The organism is Colwellia sp. RSH04 (assembly GCF_003545765.1).
Classification (GTDB): Bacteria; Pseudomonadota; Gammaproteobacteria; order Enterobacterales; family Alteromonadaceae; genus Colwellia.
In genome coordinates this window covers 94,310-112,370 of record NZ_QXIO01000011.1, presented here as the reverse complement: position 1 = coordinate 112,370, position 18,061 = coordinate 94,310, and the positions used below count along the sequence as shown (strand labels likewise).

The window sequence follows — 18,061 nt, the reverse complement described above, 5'->3', positions numbered from 1 at the left end:
AATACTCTCTTACTTTTTGTTTTTAATTAGCTGATGATGAATCGTCATCAGCTGTTAAAGGTAATTTTAAACTCACTTCATCAAAGTCGTCGCTAGGTTGTCTGATAAAACCCGCTTTTTCAAATACTTTTAGCATTGAAGCATTATCTCTTCTTACACAAGCCACTAAACTATCAAGTTTTCTAATTTTGGCGATGGCAATCATTTCACCCAGTAAAGTGCTAGCCATTCCCATGCCTCGTAAACTTTCTTTGATGACAAAGGCTACTTCACCTGAATTAGTGCTTTCAATAAAATAATAACGCGCTACTGCTTGTATTACTTCACCTAAATAATCTTTTTTGGTGAAGCAAAGCGCTAAGTCGCTGTGTTGATTGACACTGACAAGGTTACATGATTTCTCTCTTGTCATTTGCGTGACGTGATGATTATACCTCATGATAAGTGTTTCTTTATTATGAGAATAAAAAAACTCTTGTAGCTTTCTTTCATCTGCAGGCGCTAAGGGACGTAAGGTATAGTTAACCTCTTTGAAAGTAAACTTTTTCATCTCAACTGCGCCAAGTTCAGGTACAGAGCTTGGCGAGCTTTCTTGATATTCAGGCACCCAATACTGTTTACGAACATCTGCTAATAATTTATCCCTAAATTTAGGGTGTGAAATACGAATTAACTCTAGTGCTCGTTCTCTAATACTCTTGCCTTGCAAAGAAGCAATACCAAACTCAGTAACAACATAGGCAACATGACCTCTTGAGGTAACGACACCCCCACCTTCAGTAATATGTGGAACTATTCGAGATATTTTACCGTCTTTTGTGGTGGAGGGCAGTGCAATTATAGCTTTACCTCCATGGCTTAGCGAAGCACCTCGAACAAAATCAACTTGACCACCTATACCGCTATAAAATTGATAACCAATAGAATCTGAGACAACTTGACCTGTTAAATCAACCTCAATGGCGCTGTTGATAGATACCATATTGTCATTTTTAGCGATTTTAGCAGGTGAATTAATGTGTTCTGACGGGTAGAACTCTATGTGAGGATTGCCATCGACAAAGTCATAGACTTTTTGACTGCCTATACAATAGGTAACAACCGCTTTCCCTTTATGATACGTTTTCTTACGGTTGTTAATGACTCCTTTAAGCATTAAATCAATAACACCATCAGAAATCATTTCACTGTGAATGCCAAGATCTTTATGGTTGGCTAAATAACGTAAAACCGCTTCAGGTATTTTACCTATACCAATTTGTAAGGTTGAACCATTTTCGACCAACATTGAAACATACTGACCAATTTGTTCTGTCCGTCTATCAACTTCAGGTGGAATAAATTGCGGTAATGTTTGTTCAACATTCATCCATGCAGTTATTTGATTTAAATGAACAAAGCTGTGGCCATTGGTTCTTGGCATTTTTGGGTTTATTTGTGCGATAACGTATTTTGCTGATTTAACTGCAGCAGAAACAATATCGACACTGACACCTAAAGAGCAGTATCCATATTCGTCAGGCGGGCTTACCATAATTAAAGCAACATCAAGTGGTAGGCTATTTTCGTTAAATAAACGAGGAACATCAGAAATAAAACAAGGTGTGTAATCGCCACGGCCTTCAGCGATTGCTTCGCGAATGTTTTTGCCACCAATAAATAAGCTATTCACTTTGAATAAATCTTTATGTTCAGGCTTTGCCCAAACATTCTCTGATAAAGTCAGAATATGTACGGTTTCTATATCATGAAATTTTTCACTGTTTTCAATTAAATTATCAATTAAAGCATTAGGTACAGCGGCGCCTGAGCCAATAAATATTCTGTTGCCTGACTTTAAATACTTTTCCCACTTTATGTTGTCATACTCTTGATATTCTATGGTCATAAGTTGCCTTAACAAATTGCTAATCATTATTAGCTTTAGTATGGCTTACCAATTTAAGCAGTTTTTGATTTGTGTCAATTAGACTAAGGTTTATAATCAGTTTTTTATTATCCGCTTAAGTAGTGAATTACATTGTCTATATCTTCCCCTTTTCAAGGAAAAATCTTTATTATTGGTTTACCTCGTACGTCAACAACAAGCATCTGTTTGGCTATGTTAGAACTAGGCTTTAAAACCGCACATACCACATTTACACAAGCCTCTTTTCAACAAGCACAAGTTATCGCTGACACGCCTATTTTTTGTGATTACCAAACAATAGATGCTAAATTTCCAGGTAGTAAATTTATATACCTTGAACGCGAAGCTAAACTTTGGGTGCCTTCAATAAAGCAACTATTGCAACGTATGTATACTAATTTACAACGTGAAGATGGTGGTTATAACCCAATAATGAAACGTTGTTATAATGAGGTATTCTCGCCACTTACTCTTGAAAATATCGAAAGTGATGACTTTTTATTGGATTGTTATAATCGCCATTATAATGAAGTAGTACAATATTTTTCAGGTAGAGAATCCGATCTTTTATCAATAAATATCAGTGAAAAGGCAAGTTTTAATAAGTTGTTAGCTTTTCTAGGTATTAAGCCTGAGCACTCTGAAAAAAATGATTTTTTTAAAATTAATATCGCTGGAAAAGTTAGAGCTTGGCAAGAGATTAAGCACCCTCTAAAGATAGAATCAACTACCAATGGCAGAGTGGACAAAGTGCTCTTTGAATAACAAAGGGTAAAATAATAGTTAAGCACATAAAAATTACTTTTTAAGCGGACTATTTATAGGTAAAATTCAGCTCTTTTCTTCTTTATTTAGATAATTATGTTTGATTTAAAATTTGATACGCCACACGGTTGGACTGAAGCAGTACTGGCTAATTTTGATTTCTTTTTACAAGATCACGCTGCGGCTGAGAAAAAAGCTTCAGTGATGGCTGTTTCTTTGTTATCTCATTACCAAGATAGAACCAAATTAGTGCGAGCGATGACAGACTTAGCGATTGAAGAGTTAATTCATTTTAAACAAGTTTTAAAATTGTTAACTGCGCGTGACGTTAAATTAAGAGACGATACCAAAGATAGTTACATCAAGCAGATTCGAGCACAATGTAGAAATGGTCGAAATGAATTTTTTCTTGATCGATTGTTAGTAGCCGCAGTTATTGAAGCAAGAGGTTATGAGCGTTTTTATTTAGTGTCAAAAGCCTTACCTGAAGGTAAAGATAAAGATTTTTACATGGCTATCGCTAAATCTGAAGAGAAACATAAAAACCTTTTTGTAGAACTTTCATACGAGTATTTCGATAAAGAAGAAGTGGATAACCGTTTAGAAGAGCTTTTAATTGCTGAAGGCGAAATTTGTGCAAGCTTACCTTTTACTGGTGCCTTACATTAACAAATAATGCTTAATTTAAGATAACGAAATAGGTAACGTATGAAACGAGCCTTCGACAGTTTAACTCCAGAGTTAAGATCACAGCGAAAAACTGTGCATGAAGTATGTCGGCTCTTTAGTAAAAGCCCAAGTAAAGGTAATTTAAAGCGGTTAAAATCATTGTTTAGTCAATGTGGAGAACAGGTATACATTGAAGCAGGTTTTCATTGTGACTATGCTGAAAATATTTACTTGGGTGATAGGGTTTTCATTAATACAAATTGTATCTTCATCGACAGTAATAATATTAGCGAGCTAGAACAGCCATTAAGCGAAGAAGACAAAGAAGAGAAAGAAGAGAAAGAAGATAGTGGCGCCATTATTATTGGCGATGATTGTTTAATAGGACCCAATGTTCAGCTTTTAGCGGTAAGTCATGATATGGCTCCTAAGCAAAGAGAATTACATAAGTACAATTATGCACAAGGGATTACCCTACAAAAGAATGTCTGGTTAAGTGCTGGTGTTATTGTACTTGCTGGCGTTACCATTGGAGAAAATAGCGTCATTGGTGCAGGCAGTGTCGTTACTAAAAACGTAGATGCTAACTCTTTTTATGCAGGAAACCCTGCGGTTAAAATTCGCACCCTTTAGCTCATCCTATCAAATGGCTTCTCTTTTACTTCTTTTCTTTGTTTACCTTGATAAAAGTTAAATAAATAGCCATTTCTTTCTGGTTAAAAAAACTATTTTTTTGTTATTTTAACGAAATACTACATATACTATATTGCTAACTTGTTGTTAATAATGGTTTTTAATTTTTGGTGTGTTGTTTGCTTATTCTTATAGGCTCTAGAGAGTTAATTTATTAATATTTTTAAAAAGGAATTATCAATGTCAGTTATTCTTGAAGATAGACCTGTAGAAACAGTACGTAGTGAAGTGATCGATCAATTAATTATGAACTACAGTCATGGCGAGTTATCTTATCAAGCCTTTGAAAGACGTTTAGACCAAGCGATGGAATTTCAATGCAATAAGGAGCTTAAAGAGTTAACTCAAGATTTACCGCTAGCAGTTGATAAAGCATTTGTTGAAAGTAAGAAGCAAGATATGACGCCCAACTTCAGACAAGAAGAGACTGAAGATGTAGATTATATGATCAATATCTTTAGCGGCAGCACTCGTTCAGGAGCGTTTAAACTTCCAAAAGAGTTAAGGTATTTTAGTATATTCAGTGGCACAGAAATAGATTTAACACATGCACAATTTTGTCAGGATATTGTACGCATAAAAATATTTAGCTTATTTAGTGGCGACAATATTTATGTGCCTGAAAATGTAAATGTTATATCAAAGGCTTTTTGTATTTTTGGTAGCATTGATAATGAGGTAGCCACTAACGCAAACACCAATGCACCGACAATTATTATTGAAGGGCTATCAATATTCAGCGGTGTTGATATTGAAATTAAGCGAAGCATGAAAGAAAAATTTGTTGAGTTTGCTGATAGCTTGAAGAAGATGTTTTCGTAAATATATTTAGAGCTAGAGTATTGGCTCTAAAAATGTAGGTTGCTATAATAGAACTTCATAACCTAAGCTCAGGTTATTACATTAATTTATTATTAATAAAGGTTTATTATGCGCTTTCTTTCTAGACGACTCGTTATGCCAAATGATTTGAACTATGCCAACTCTTTATTTGGAGGCAGAGCATTAGAGTGGATTGACGAAGAAGCGGCTATTTATGCCATTTGTAAATTAGAAACGAATTGCTTAGTAACTAAACACATTGGCGAAATTAGTTTTGAATCGGCAGCGTTACAAGGTGATGTAGTTGAGTTTGGTTTAGAAACAAAAAAAGTAGGTAGAACTTCAATTACGATTACTTGCTTAGTTAGAAATAAAGCCACGAAAAAAACAATTTGTCTAGCTGATGATATTGTTTTTGTCCAAGTTGATCCAAAAACCCGCCTACCCATACCTCATGGCAAAACAATGGCTTTATTATCTAAGCAAACAGAGAGTGAAATTAATACATTGGATGATTAATTATCTTTAGCACTTATTGCTATCTAAATGGCTTAGCAATACACTACAATTTTTAAGAATGTAAAGTTAGCATATGTCTTCAGATCGTTTTGGCACGAGTGCCCACTACAAGCAACAAGAAAAAGGTTATCGTGACCGCGCATTAAAATTATTTCCGTGGGTTTGTGGCCGTTGTGCCCGTGAGTTTGAGTATTCAAATATTAAAGAGCTAACGGTTCATCATATGGATCATGATCATACTAATAACCCTAATGATGGCAGTAACTGGGAGTTATTGTGTATTTATTGTCATGATAATGAGCATGCTAAATATACTGAACATGCTCAATACCAAACAGAAGTCAAAGCGGGTGAAACCAATCAAGATACTGCTACGTATAACCCGTTTGCCGATCTAAAATCAATGCTGAAAAAGTAGTATCAACAAAGGTTAATCCGCCCTAAGAAAGGTAGATCTTTTTATTCGCTTGTCTCTGGTGATAAATATTCTTGGTAATTTTTCACACCGAAATAACGAATAGACTTTTTTAATTTTACTTTTTTCGCAATGAGTAATTCACCACAGTAAATCTTAACGACTTGTTTATCACCATTAGTGTCTGTTTCATAACTATGAAATGGACTCAACCTGAGGTTATCAAACGCTGTCTTCATTATAAGCTTCATAGAATAATGGCTTTTATTGCTATAAGTTGTTGATATCTTTTTGGACTTGATACCCTTCATCAGTCACAATTTTTTCTAGCGTTTGCACTCGTTTTGTTAATTGCGCTACTTGGTGCTTTAATTCGTTGTTATGCTCATCATTATTTTGATTATATTTAAGTGTTTTGCTTTTAAATTCTAAATGCTTTTTATACATTTCATAAAGCACACCAAAAATAACAGATACCAAAACAATAACCATCACGCCATTGCTCATAATTTACTCCTTTAATTGTGAGTGGGTTTATTTGTCATTTGTGTTGATTTACTAAAACAGTAATAGCCAGCAACAAAATATAGAATAATAATAAAGGGTAGGCTAGATAATACAACCCATTGCCAGCCAGCACTAAACAAAACCCAACCTGCCATCAGTGAAGCTAGTGCTTGAAAACCAAAAAGAATAAAATCATTTGTTGCTTGTACTTTATGCCTTTCAGTGGCTTGATAACTTTGCGGAAGCAGTGAGGTTCCAGTTAAGAATAAAAAATTCCAACCAACCCCTAGCAGCATTAGTGCCCACCAATAATGCATAACATGCTGCCCCGAAAGAGCAACTATTGCTACAACACTGTAGATTAATGTTCCAAGAACTAAGATACCTTTCAGCGCGAATTTCTTAATTAACCAAGGTGCAAATAATGAGGGAATATACATGGCAGCAATATGGCTTTGGATAACCCATTTTGTATCGTGCAAGCTGTGTCCTTGCATATGGTGCATGCTTAATGGAGTCGCCGTCATTAAATAGCTCATCAACGCATAACCGATAGTCGCTGAACATATTGACACTATAAAAATTGGTTGGCTAAGAATGGCAGATAATGGTCTAGCTTCGCCAGTGGTTTCTTCATGGTTAATGCTTGGGTTTTTGAAGAAAGTTATTAGTAGCATGGCAGAGGAAATAAGCAATGCAAGGAGTAAGAATGAGCCTACATAGCCATGAGGCGATGCTATCCATTCTTTAGCCGCTACCGCGGTTTCAGGGCCCAGAAATGCTGCGAATACACCGCTTAACATTAATATAGACAATACTTTGGGAATATCATTGCTGCTAGCGCTACTTTCAATTGCAGCGAAACGTAGTTGATGAGTGAAAGCACCACCGATACCAAACATTAAGCTGGCGATCGCAAATAATGTAAAGTTAAGTTGATAAGCGGCTAAGGCAGCTAAAAAAGCGGCGCTTAAAGAGCAACTCAACCCGGTTAAAATGGCAAACTTTCTGCCTTTTCGTTTTGCTAACATAGCAGCAGGAATAGAGGCTGATGCCACACCAAGAATCATTAAGGTAATGGGTAAGGTTGCCATAGAAGGATCACTAGCCATCTGGCTAGATAAAATACCGCCAATAAAAACAATAATAGGGGCTGAACATCCAACAAGAGGCTGCGCAATAAAGAGTAAGCTAATATTGCGCGGTAAGCTGAATATTTTTGTTAACAGTAATGATGTGCATAGCAGTAATGCTAAAACGATAAATATATAACTTAGCACGGTTAACCTGATTCCATAGCGAGAATTTTTTTAATGTTGAGTTCGCCAGTATAGGGTGTGAGCTTAACTTGTTTCTCTTTTCTAGCGAGTACTGCCATACGATCAGAAAGCTCATTTCCCTCTATATCAGCATGACCTTTAACATGAGCAATACTGATGTTACTTTTCAATTTTTGGTATAAGGTGTAGCAGGTTTTAATTGTTTCAAGGTTTTTAATCTCTTCGCCTTTACCTCGAGTCCAACCTTTTGCTTGCCAACCTTTTGCCCACTTAGTGATGCAATCAATTGAGTATTTTGAATCAGATAAAATCATCACTTTCTTTGGTGTTGAAGCGTTATTTAAAATGTGTTGAGTTAGTTTAAAAGCAGATAATAAACCATTTAATTCGGCAGTATTATTGGTGCCCATTTCTTGGTATAAGCCATAATATAGTGCCGTTAAAGATAATGTATTATTAGATCTTTCATAAACGGCTAACCCCGTACCTGATTTTCCAGGATTTGGTGAACATGCGCCATCACAATAAATTTCAATATCAGCAGCGACATTATCTTGTGTTGCTTTTGCCATGGCTTTCTTAGCTGGAGCTTTCTTAGCGCCGCCATTTTGTAATGAACGTTGCATTAATGCTTTAGTATAAGTTGAAGCAAAAGCAGATTCAGCGGCTTGCTTTGATTCAAACCCCATGAATTGGGCATCAGATCGCCCAGCGGTATACTTTTGAACTTCTGGCCAACTAGTGAAAATGCCTGTTTTGGCGCCTTTCCAAACGACGTAAAATTTTTTACTCATGAAAACTAATGATTACTCTAAACAAAAAGAATTTTTATTATCATCAATTCTGAATGGTTTAGCCAGAAAAAACGCGAGTAAGACAATGCCTTCTCGCGTTTTAGTATATCAACGTGATGTTAAGTCAGCTAAAAAAATCCTAATGGGTTTACATCATAACTCGTTAATACGTTTTTGGTTTGTTGATAGTGCTCAAGTGCCATTTTGTGTGTTTCTCGACCAACACCCGATTTTTTATAGCCGCCAAAAGCAGCATGAGCAGGGTACATATGATAGCAATTAGTCCAAACTCTACCTGCTTGTATTTTTCTTCCCATTCTATAGGCAAGATTGGTATCTCTAGTCCAAACTCCTGCACCTAAACCAAACTCCGAACTGTTCGCTATTTCAAGAGCATGGGCTTCATCCTTAAAAGTAGTAACCGAAATAACAGGGCCAAAAATCTCTTCTTGGAACACCCGCATGTCATTATCACCTTTTAATAAGGTGGGTTGAATATAAAAGCCGCTATTAAATTCAGCGCTAACTTGCTCAACATCGCCGCCCATTAATAATTGCGCGCCTTCTTTTTTACCAATATCAATGTATGAAAGTATCTTATCAAATTGCTCTTGTGACGCTTGTGCCCCCACCATAGTATCGGTATCTAAGGGGTTACCACGTTTAATGGCTTTTGTTCGTTCAATAACCATTTCAATAAATTTGGGATAGGCGTCTTCTTGAATAAGTAAACGAGATGGGCAGGTACATACTTCACCTTGGTTAAAGTAAGCCAGTACTGCTCCTTCGATGCATTTACTTAAATATTCATCTTCTTGCTCAAGAACATCATTAAAGAAAATGTTTGGAGATTTTCCTCCTAGCTCGACTGTAGACGGTATTATATTTTCAGCAGCGCATTTTAAAATATGAGATCCGACAGGCGTTGAACCGGTAAAAGCTATTTTGGCAATACGTTTACTGGTGGCAAGTGCTTGACCTGCTTCAGCACCAAAGCCGTTTACAATGTTTAGCACACCTGCAGGTAGTAAGTCTTCAATAAGTTCCATTAAAATAAGTATTGACGCTGGCGTTTGTTCAGCGGGTTTTAATACAATACAATTGCCTGCCGCTAATGCTGGTGCAAGTTTCCATGCAGCCATCAGCAAAGGGAAGTTCCAAGGAATAATTTGTCCAACCACACCCAATGGTTCATGGTAGTGATAAGAAACAGTCATTTCATCTATTTCACCAATTGAGCCTTCTTGCGCACGTAAACAACCTGCAAAATATCGAAAATGATCGACTGCTAAAGGTACATCTGCTGCTAAGGTTTCACGAACGGCTTTACCGTTATCCCATGTTTCGGCTACTGCGAGTAGTTCTAGGTTTTGTTCAATTCGATCGGCAATTTTTAATAATATATTTGAACGCTCGGTAACAGAAGTCGTCCCCCATGCATCTTTAGCTTTATGGGCGGCGTCTAATGCTAGCTCAATATCTTGCCTGTCTGATTGTGGTATTTGACAAAACGGTTTGCCATTTACAGGGCTTACATTGTCGAAATACTTTCCATTTTGTGGCTCTACCCATTGGCCACCAATAAAGTTTTGATAGCGTGTTTTAAAGTTAATTACAGCACCTTCTGTACCTGGCGTGGTATAAATCATAATCCTTCCTCAATACAATTTTCGTTGAATTTTTCTTTTTTATTGGTTATTTTTTAGTTGGTTTAAGGCAACAAAGTTAACCTTAGACAATTACTGTTCTTTTAACTGTGCTGTAAATTCAAAATACTTGTCTGCTAGTTCAGAAAGTGAATCAACCTCCATGGAAGACATAAGTATGATTACTCAGGTTATTGATAAAACGAGAAATACTCCTCAAGTTTTAGTTGAAAATAAAATAAGCTTTGCGGGCCCTGAATCAGAGTTAAGTATTTATGATACTTACCAAAAAGCCGATAGAGTTCAGTTGAAATCGGATCAGTTATTGTTTTGCGCCATGGTGACAGGTAAAAAAGTCATGCACAGTAATACAGAAAATTTCGACAGTGATTTCCTGCCGCACGAGTCATTTATTATGACTCCCAATAGCCAAGTTGAAATAGACTTTCCAACAGCAAAGTTATCTCAACCGACAACCTGTTTAGCGATTGAGATCTCTAAAGATAGGGTAAACCAAGTTGCTGACTCACTTAATGCGCAGCAATCACTCGATCAAACTTTTGGTCATTGGCAATATCAGCATAACCTTGTTCATACACACCACAATACTCAAACACAAGCGGTTTTAAATCGTATTGTGCAAATATATGGCGAGAATCATAGTGAGCGTAGTGCGATGATTTCATTAGCTGTTTCTGAACTGGTTATACGCTTATTACATCATCAAACTCGAGAATTTCTATTATCGTTCTGTCAAAAAGAGCCTGAAATTAATGGCTTGAGTGCCGTAGTTAATTATATAGAGCAACATCTAAGTGAACATCTTGATATTGATTTTTTAGCACGCTTAGCTTGCATGAGTAGAACTAAGTTTTTTAATGACTTTAAGCAGCACATGGGGTGTAGCCCAATTGCCTTTCAGCAGCAAAGGCGTTTATATAAAGCGGCAAACTTGTTAAAGGCTGGCAAAACAGTAACACAATGCTGCTTTGAATTAGGTTTTATAAATACAAGTCACTTTAGTCGCTGCTTTAAGCTATTTTACGGTTATAGCCCTAGCCAATATAAAATAAGGCAGCTCAATAGTTAGCCAACGTAATAGAGTTATTTATTTTTGTGCTTTTTAACGCTAAAATTGCGCCAACTCTCCCTTTGTTCATTAGGAATATCATGGCGATTAACTGGTTTCCAGGCCACATGCATAAAGCGCAAAAAGAAATTAAAGAAATATTACCGCAAATTGACGTGGTAATTGAAGTATGTGACGCGCGACTCCCTTTCAGTAGTGAAAACCCGATGATCACCGAAATACGCGGTGATAAACCGCTAATTAAAATTTTAAATAAAAGTGATTTAGCTGATCCTAAAATTACTCAAGTTTGGTTAGATTATTTAGAATCACAACACAATGTTAAAGCCATTGCGTTAACGACAGAGAATCCAAGTATTGCGAAAACTATTCCTACTTTAATTCGTAAGTTAGTGCCGAATAAAGATGAGCCAGGTAAACAAATAAATGCCGTGATCATGGGTATTCCAAACGTTGGTAAATCAACATTGATCAATACTTTGGTTGGTAAAGCGAAAGCGAAAGTAGGTAACGAGCCTGCCGTAACTAAAGGACAGCAAAGGATCAGGTTAGAAGAAGGGCTATATTTATTTGATACACCAGGAATGCTTTGGCCAAAAATAGCCAATGAAAATAGTGGTTATCGCTTAGCTGTTTCTGGGGCTGTAAAAGATACCGCATTTGACCATGATGAAATAGCGTATTTTGCTGCTGAATATTTGTTAGAGATATACCCTGAACGTTTACTAGAACGTTACAAGCTTAAAGAGCTACCAGAACATGAAGAAGAGTTAATTGAAGCGCTAGGTCGCGTAAGAGGCTGTGTTAAAAGTGGTGGCAGAGTTGATTTACATAAAGCGTCGGTGATCTTAATTAATGAAATCCGAGACAAGACGTTAGGTGCATTGTCATTTGAATTACCAGAAATGATTAATAAAGAAAACATTCACTTCGCTGAACTGGAAGAAAAACGTATTGCTGCACGAGAAGCTAAAAAATTAGCACGCGGCAGGGGACGTAAAAATAAAAGGTAATAAGATGACAGATTCAACCATTGAACAGAATGACGAGCAAGAGTTACTGATAGATGATGATTTTATTTTACACGCACAATTACAGCAAGACTGTATAACAATAGCTGAATTACCGTTATCTAAATTACTATTATGCAACGATAGTCAGTACCCTTGGTTTATATTGGTGCCTAAGGTCAATAATATAAAAGATGCCTATCAATTAAACTGGCAACAGCAGCAGCAACTGCAAAATGAGTCAAGCTTAATTAGCGAGTTGCTGATGCAAGTATTTAACGGCGATAAAATGAATGTTGCAGCGCTGGGTAATGTTGTTGAACAGTTACATGTTCATCATGTTGTTCGTTATACAACAGATGTTTCATGGCCAAAGCCTATTTGGGGACAACTACCGCTAAAACCATACAGTGATGCTGAATTAGCCACACTTAAAGAAAAGTTATTACCAGGATTATCCGTTATTATTGCCAGTTAAACGTTATAGGTAATAGGTAATAAGTAACAGTTTAGCGCGATTTTAAGGTAGAGGTTAACTAGACAAAGCTCAGCTTCTCAGTAGCTGAGCTTTTTCATACGGATTGGTATTACAATGTATCAACTGTTTGTTTGCTGCTGTCAGTATCTACAGATGAAGGCGTTTTTACATTAAATACTGCTTTTACTTTAATTAAATCAAGAGACTGCTTCAAGTCTGTCACTAAGTCTTCAACATTTTCAAGACCCACTGAAATACGAATTAAGCTATCACTTATCCCTGCATCTTGGCGTTCTTCTGGTGTATAGGGGGAATGTGTCATCGAAGCAGGATGTTGTATTAACGATTCTGCATCACCTAAACTAACTGCGATAGAAAACAAGTTCATTCGGTTAATAAAATCACTGCCACCTGTTAAATCAGTATTAAGCTCAAACGCAATAACACCACCCGCTGCTTTCATTTGCTCACCTATAAACTTGTTTCCTGGGTGACTTTTTAAACCTGGGTAATACACCGTTGCAACATTAGGGTGGCTTTCTAAAAATTCAGCAACAGTTTGCGCGTTGCTGCAATGGCGATCCATGCGTATTGGTAATGTTTTCAAACCACGCATAATAAGCCAAGCATCATGCGGGCTAATTGTACCGCCTATATCTTTTAAGGCGGTCATTTTGATTTCATTGATCATCTCAAAGCTACTGCAAACAATACCTGCCACAACATCACCATGACCATTTAGATATTTAGTAGCACTATGAATGACAATATCGGCACCAAATTTCACTGGCTGTTGAAGCACTGGCGTTAAAAAGGTGTTGTCAACAACTGAGAGTAAATTATGCTTTTTAGCGATAGAACAGATACTTGCTAAATCGAGTACAACAAGGTTTGGGTTAATCGGGGTTTCTAGAAAGATAAGCTTAGTATTTTCTTTTACTGCCGCGCTTATATTTTCTGGGTTGGTCATATCAACAAAGCTAACTTCAATATTGAATTTTTTCAGCATATGGCTCATAAGTGCATATGAGCAGCCGTAAACAGCTTTTGATGAAATCATATGATCGCCTGACTGAAGGTTAGTCAGTAATGCCGCAGAAACCGCAGCCATCCCTGTTGCTGTTGCAGCAGCATCATCCATTCCTTCCATGGCTGCGACACGTTTTTCTAGCTGTCGAGTTGTAGGGTTTCCTAACCTAGTGTAAATATAGCCTTCACTTTCACCGGCAAACCTATCTCCACCTTGTTGAGCATCATCAAATATAAATGTTGAGGTTTGATATAAAGGAGTCGCTAATGAACCAAATTGTTCATCATTAATTCTTCCTGCATGAATAGCATTAGTTTCAATGTGCTTGCTGGTATATTTAGTCATAAAAGTTCTCTTGCGTAAGTTGATGATTTTTATTGTTTTTGATTGAGTTATTCTGTTTAGTTTACTGATTAACTTATGTACTTTTGGCTTGATATTGTTTGCAAGTATTTAATGTGCAAACTAAGCGTACTAGGACTAACGGTTAATTTAATAATGTAATTAAGAGCAAGTAGAGCAATTATGTTGCCATGTTTATAAATTATTGTTTTTTAAGGTTAATTGTTTTTATTTTTCAGTTTAAGAAGATTTGGTAAGATATTTTTGTACTAATTATATTACAGGTTGGTGCGTTAATTGTAATATTTCATTTTAATCTCTTTAATGCTAACGATAATAGGGTATTATAGCTGTAATAAAAATATTACTTAGTAATATTATTGGTACACGTCTACTTTAACTGAGACAGAAATAGGGAAGAGGTTAATATGAAAGTAGCCATTGAATCGACGGATAGGCTTGGTATATCTCAAGAAATTCTATCGTTATTTGCTAAACAAACATGGAACTTAAAAGCTGTTGAGATAACCAGTTGTTTTACCTACGCCCACCTTGAACATGATAATTTATCGCTGGCGTATTTAGAGCAATGTCTTAGCTCTGTTGATGGAATTATTAATGTTACTAAAATTCCTTTAATGCCAAGTGAGCAAAGGGAAAACCATTTACAGGCATTGTTAGATAAAATACCTGAACCAATAATTGATGTTGATAAACAGGGAAATATCTTAGCCATTAATCAGGCAACCAAGACTCTCATTGCCCACCATCAAGATATTTCAAATATGAACCAACTTGAGCAGGTTGAGTATATTGGTAAGCCCTTAACAGATTTTTTAAAGCAATTGCATGAGTCATTTTTTACGAAAGACGCAAGTAGTCATGCAGTGACTATTAATGGCAAAGGCTATTTAGCAGATATTACACCGGTTTTCTCCTCTAGAGTTAATGAGCAAAAGAAAGCTATTGAGCAAGTTTCTGGCGCTGTGGTTGTACTGAGAACTATGAACACATTGGGCCGTCAAATATCATTGATGCAGTCTCATCAGCAACATGATTTTAACAACATTATTGGTCACTCTAGTGCGATTAATGTGATTAAAGAGCAAGGTAAACGTTTTTCTGAATTAACATTGCCAGTGCTAATTAACGGAGAAACGGGTACAGGTAAAGAGTTAATCGCTAGAGCAATACACCACGCGAGCCCAAGAGAAAAAGCCCCCTTTTTAGCGGTTAACTGTGCGGCATTACCTGAACATTTATTAGAAAGTGAATTATTTGGTTATGCCAGCGGAGCTTTTACAGGAGCGCAAAAGGGCGGAAAGCCAGGGTTAATTGAACTTGCTGATGGCGGTAGTTTATTTTTAGATGAAATTGCTGAAATGTCGAGTTACTTGCAAGCTAAGCTATTAAGGTTTTTGGAAGACTTTACTTATCGACGTGTTGGCGGCACTAAAGAGTTAAAAGCCAATGTTAGAATTATCAGTGCTACTCATCAAAATTTAGCACAGCTAATATCAAAGCAAGAGTTTCGTGAAGATCTTTTTTATCGGTTAAATGTGTTAAACCTTAATTTACCTGCATTGCGTGATAGAGTCTCTGATATCCCGCTACTGGCTAACTTTTTTATTCAAAATGCGATAAAACAAGTAGGGCGTTCTCACACCAATGACACAATGACTATTGAGTTAACACCAGACGCTATTTCATTATTGAAACAATATGCTTGGCCAGGAAATATACGTCAACTACAAAATGTGCTCTTTAGTGTAGTTGCTTTAAACAAAGGTGGGACTATTAGTGCCAGTAACTTAAAAGTGGAGTTAGATAAAGTCTTGCAAGCGGGTTATAAAGCAACAACGAACATGACAGAAGAACAAAACTGGGCTACAGCACAGGCTGAATTTGAGCGAGAATTGTTAAAGCAACTATACCCGTTATATCCAACGACACGAAAACTCGCAGAGCGATTAGAGGTTTCGCATAATAAAGTTGCAATGAAGTTACGAGAACATCAAATAAAATAAGCCGTTTGCATACTTTAGTAATGTCTAATAACAAGGAGTTATTGCTTGTGGTTTACTATATTTGTCGGTAGGTTATGAGAATATAAAGAAGCAAATCGGTTTAACAAATAATAACGCTTGTGAGCACAAAAAAATTACAACATTTCTATATTGCTGAAGAGCAATCCATCTACTTGTTAAGTCATAAAGACGCAACAAAATTAAAACGATGGGTTGAGTTATGTCAGCAGCAATTGAAACAATTAGGTTATCAACAGGTTGCGCTATTAGGCAAAGGAGCTTACGGCTTTGTTTTTTCAGCAACTAAGCCTGATTTGCTGGGGGATCTTCATCATGTAGTTTTTAAATTTTCAAGAATTAATTTACCGCAACATGTGCAAGATAGATTGGCTGAAGAAGCAGAATTACAAGGGCAATTAAGTCATCCTAAAATCCCAAAAGTGATTGATTATCAAAAAATAAAACGTCAGTCTATTTTGCAAATGACCAGAGCGCCAGGTATCGATCTAGAGCAGTTGTCGCATCGAGTTGGTCCTTTACCTACGGAACTTATTATTAGTATTGCTTTACAGCTTGCTGATATTTTAGTGTACCTTCGCGAACCGAAAAATCACATTCAACAAAAGCCTATCGTTCACGGTGATATCAAGCCTTCTAATATTGTTTATGAAGAAGAAACAGGGCAAGTGCAATTAATTGACTGGGGCTCTTCTGTTACTGCTCAACTAGATGTAGATAAGCAAAGCACCAGTAATAATGTTATGGATTTAATGAGTAGTGATTTGCAACATAGTAATGCTCGCCTTGGCGATGTGTATTTTATTGGTCCTGAACAGCTTGATGGTGGCTTATCATCGCCCCGGTTTGATGAGCAAGGTTTAGCAGCAACTTTATATGCGTTAGCGTCAGGGCAGTCATGTCGTTATGGCGTAAAAGTTATCACACCTAACTCATTAGGGTTGCCGAAAATGCTGGCGCAAATATTATCAGCGATGCTTAGTGATGATGAAAAACAACGTGCACAAGCAGGCGATTATTTTTTTAATAACCTCCACTTATTACGACAATTAGTGTTAGCGAAAACCCCTACGCAGCATGTAAGCCCTGCTAAAATTCCAGTGTGGATTAAACCCAAAGGAGAGGAGATTGATACTGTTGTTTATGGCTCAAGAAAGTCTTTTTTAAGGGAGTCTACGGATAAAGAGCAATTAACTAATATTGATGATGCACAATTAGATAAATATTATAAAAACTATTTAATGGGCATGGGTGATAACGAAAAAGCATTTATTGCCGCTTTAAGTCGGTTGGGTAACTTTCCTGTCGTTGGCGGTTTGGCTATACGCTGGGAGAAAGACGGTGTTTATATTGACTCAAACTTGAGTTTGTTTGATCCCAGCTTAAAAGACTCTTTTGAAAGCGCGGTGAATAATATGGTCAGCTTGGCGCAAGGAATTTTTAGAATTGGTGTTATTAAAAGCTGTCTATTTAATGCAAGAAACACCTTACATGTTGAGCGTAAAAAACGCGCTAAACCATTTATTGCAAAAGAAGGGCAATATATTCCTTTTGAAGTGAGTGATGTGCCAGAACTTGATGATGAAACACGTTTACATTCATATTTTGAAGATGGTAAAGATCCCGATGAATACCTCTATTTACCTGATGAAATGATGGCAGTATTAGCAAGGCTAAACTTAATACATCATACTGGTTGTATTATTTTTGAAGTGTTGCCTAACCATTTAAAAATACATAGTTATTTACGGTTACTAAACCATGAGAAACAAGAAGAATTTGGTCAATGCTTAAAAGAATTACTTGCTTTATTACCAACGATTAATGGTTTAGGTATTTCAGGGTTTATGAAATTTCCATATAAAGATACTCGCTTTTTTGAACACATCAGTAGCTTACCTGAGAGGTATTATCCAAAAAACCCTAAAGTGATTGTTTAGAAAACTAATTGTTTAGAAAGCTAATCGTTTAAAAAGTAGATTGTTTTAAAATTGACCGCTTAGCGACTTTTGTTCTTTGCTCTTGATTTTAAAAGGCTTTATCGATG

18 protein-coding genes are annotated in these 18,061 nt (G+C 36.5%); 11 read left to right on the top strand and 7 right to left on the bottom strand.

The window, feature by feature from the left end:
- Window positions 1-22: 22 nt before the first annotated feature.
- The gene (locus D1094_RS15860; protein WP_118961084.1) at window positions 23-1,888 is read right to left on the bottom strand and encodes a bifunctional acetyl-CoA hydrolase/transferase family protein/GNAT family N-acetyltransferase; all 1,866 of its coding nucleotides are present in this window, start codon (window positions 1,886-1,888) and stop codon (window positions 23-25) included.
- A gap of 132 nt (window positions 1,889-2,020) precedes the next feature.
- Between D1094_RS15860 and D1094_RS15855 the strand changes: the two genes are divergently transcribed.
- The 6 genes from D1094_RS15855 to D1094_RS15830 all read left to right on the top strand — a co-directional run bounded on the left by D1094_RS15855 (window position 2,021) and on the right by D1094_RS15830 (window position 5,795).
- The gene (locus tag D1094_RS15855; RefSeq protein WP_404851491.1) at window positions 2,021-2,674 is read left to right on the top strand and encodes a sulfotransferase; all 654 of its coding nucleotides are present in this window, start codon (window positions 2,021-2,023) and stop codon (window positions 2,672-2,674) included.
- Window positions 2,675-2,770: 96 nt separating this feature from the next.
- Window positions 2,771-3,343, top strand: a complete 573-nt coding sequence (locus D1094_RS15850; RefSeq protein ID WP_118961083.1) for a tRNA-(ms[2]io[6]A)-hydroxylase — start codon at window positions 2,771-2,773, stop codon at window positions 3,341-3,343.
- Window positions 3,344-3,382: 39 nt separating this feature from the next.
- Entirely contained in the window at window positions 3,383-3,976 is a 594-nt protein-coding gene (locus D1094_RS15845) for a sugar O-acetyltransferase (protein WP_118961082.1), read from the top strand.
- A 240-nt stretch (window positions 3,977-4,216) separates the two neighbouring features.
- Entirely contained in the window at window positions 4,217-4,858 is a 642-nt protein-coding gene (locus D1094_RS15840; RefSeq protein ID WP_118961081.1) for a DUF1707 domain-containing protein, read from the top strand.
- A gap of 108 nt (window positions 4,859-4,966) precedes the next feature.
- Window positions 4,967-5,377, top strand: a complete 411-nt coding sequence (locus D1094_RS15835; protein WP_118961080.1) for an acyl-CoA thioesterase — start codon at window positions 4,967-4,969, stop codon at window positions 5,375-5,377.
- 73 nt (window positions 5,378-5,450) lie between these two features.
- Entirely contained in the window at window positions 5,451-5,795 is a 345-nt protein-coding gene (locus D1094_RS15830; protein WP_118961079.1) for a YajD family HNH nuclease, read from the top strand.
- Window positions 5,796-5,836: 41 nt separating this feature from the next.
- Here the strand turns inward: D1094_RS15830 and D1094_RS15825 are convergent, their stop codons facing one another.
- The 5 genes from D1094_RS15825 to D1094_RS15805 form a co-directional block, all read right to left on the bottom strand.
- On the bottom strand, window positions 5,837-6,031 hold the full coding sequence (locus tag D1094_RS15825; protein WP_259337985.1) for a hypothetical protein: 195 nt from the start codon (window positions 6,029-6,031) through the stop codon (window positions 5,837-5,839).
- 31 nt (window positions 6,032-6,062) lie between these two features.
- A complete protein-coding gene (locus D1094_RS15820) occupies window positions 6,063-6,299 on the bottom strand; it encodes a hypothetical protein (protein ID WP_118961077.1) in 237 nt (78 codons plus the stop codon).
- 11 nt (window positions 6,300-6,310) lie between these two features.
- Window positions 6,311-7,579, bottom strand: a complete 1,269-nt coding sequence (locus D1094_RS15815) for an MFS transporter (protein WP_118961076.1) — start codon at window positions 7,577-7,579, stop codon at window positions 6,311-6,313.
- Between the two features lie 2 nt (window positions 7,580-7,581).
- Entirely contained in the window at window positions 7,582-8,373 is a 792-nt protein-coding gene (locus D1094_RS15810; RefSeq protein ID WP_118961075.1) for a ribonuclease H family protein, read from the bottom strand.
- Window positions 8,374-8,501: 128 nt separating this feature from the next.
- On the bottom strand, window positions 8,502-10,022 hold the full coding sequence (locus D1094_RS15805; RefSeq protein WP_118961074.1) for an aldehyde dehydrogenase family protein: 1,521 nt from the start codon (window positions 10,020-10,022) through the stop codon (window positions 8,502-8,504).
- A gap of 160 nt (window positions 10,023-10,182) precedes the next feature.
- On the opposite strand from D1094_RS15805, the gene D1094_RS15800 reads away from it, so the two are divergent.
- From D1094_RS15800 to D1094_RS15790, 3 genes are all read left to right on the top strand, one after another.
- Window positions 10,183-11,109 carry an AraC family transcriptional regulator gene (locus tag D1094_RS15800; protein ID WP_259337984.1) on the top strand — a complete coding sequence of 309 codons (927 nt, stop codon included), beginning with the start codon at window positions 10,183-10,185 and terminating at the stop codon, window positions 11,107-11,109.
- Window positions 11,110-11,189: 80 nt separating this feature from the next.
- Complete coding sequence (gene ylqF / locus D1094_RS15795) at window positions 11,190-12,122, top strand: ribosome biogenesis GTPase YlqF (protein WP_118961073.1); 933 nt, start codon at window positions 11,190-11,192, stop codon at window positions 12,120-12,122.
- A gap of 4 nt (window positions 12,123-12,126) precedes the next feature.
- Window positions 12,127-12,597, top strand: a complete 471-nt coding sequence (locus D1094_RS15790) for an HIT domain-containing protein (RefSeq protein ID WP_118961072.1) — start codon at window positions 12,127-12,129, stop codon at window positions 12,595-12,597.
- A gap of 109 nt (window positions 12,598-12,706) precedes the next feature.
- Here D1094_RS15790 and megL read toward each other — a convergent pair whose 3' ends face one another.
- Entirely contained in the window at window positions 12,707-13,972 is a 1,266-nt protein-coding gene (gene megL, locus D1094_RS15785) for a methionine gamma-lyase (protein ID WP_118961071.1), read from the bottom strand.
- Window positions 13,973-14,397: 425 nt separating this feature from the next.
- On the opposite strand from megL, the gene D1094_RS15780 reads away from it, so the two are divergent.
- Both D1094_RS15780 and D1094_RS15775 read left to right on the top strand, forming a co-directional pair.
- A complete protein-coding gene (locus tag D1094_RS15780; protein ID WP_118961070.1) occupies window positions 14,398-15,996 on the top strand; it encodes a sigma 54-interacting transcriptional regulator in 1,599 nt (532 codons plus the stop codon).
- 119 nt (window positions 15,997-16,115) lie between these two features.
- On the top strand, window positions 16,116-17,954 hold the full coding sequence (locus D1094_RS15775; protein ID WP_118961069.1) for a protein kinase domain-containing protein: 1,839 nt from the start codon (window positions 16,116-16,118) through the stop codon (window positions 17,952-17,954).
- Window positions 17,955-18,061 lie beyond the last annotated feature (107 nt).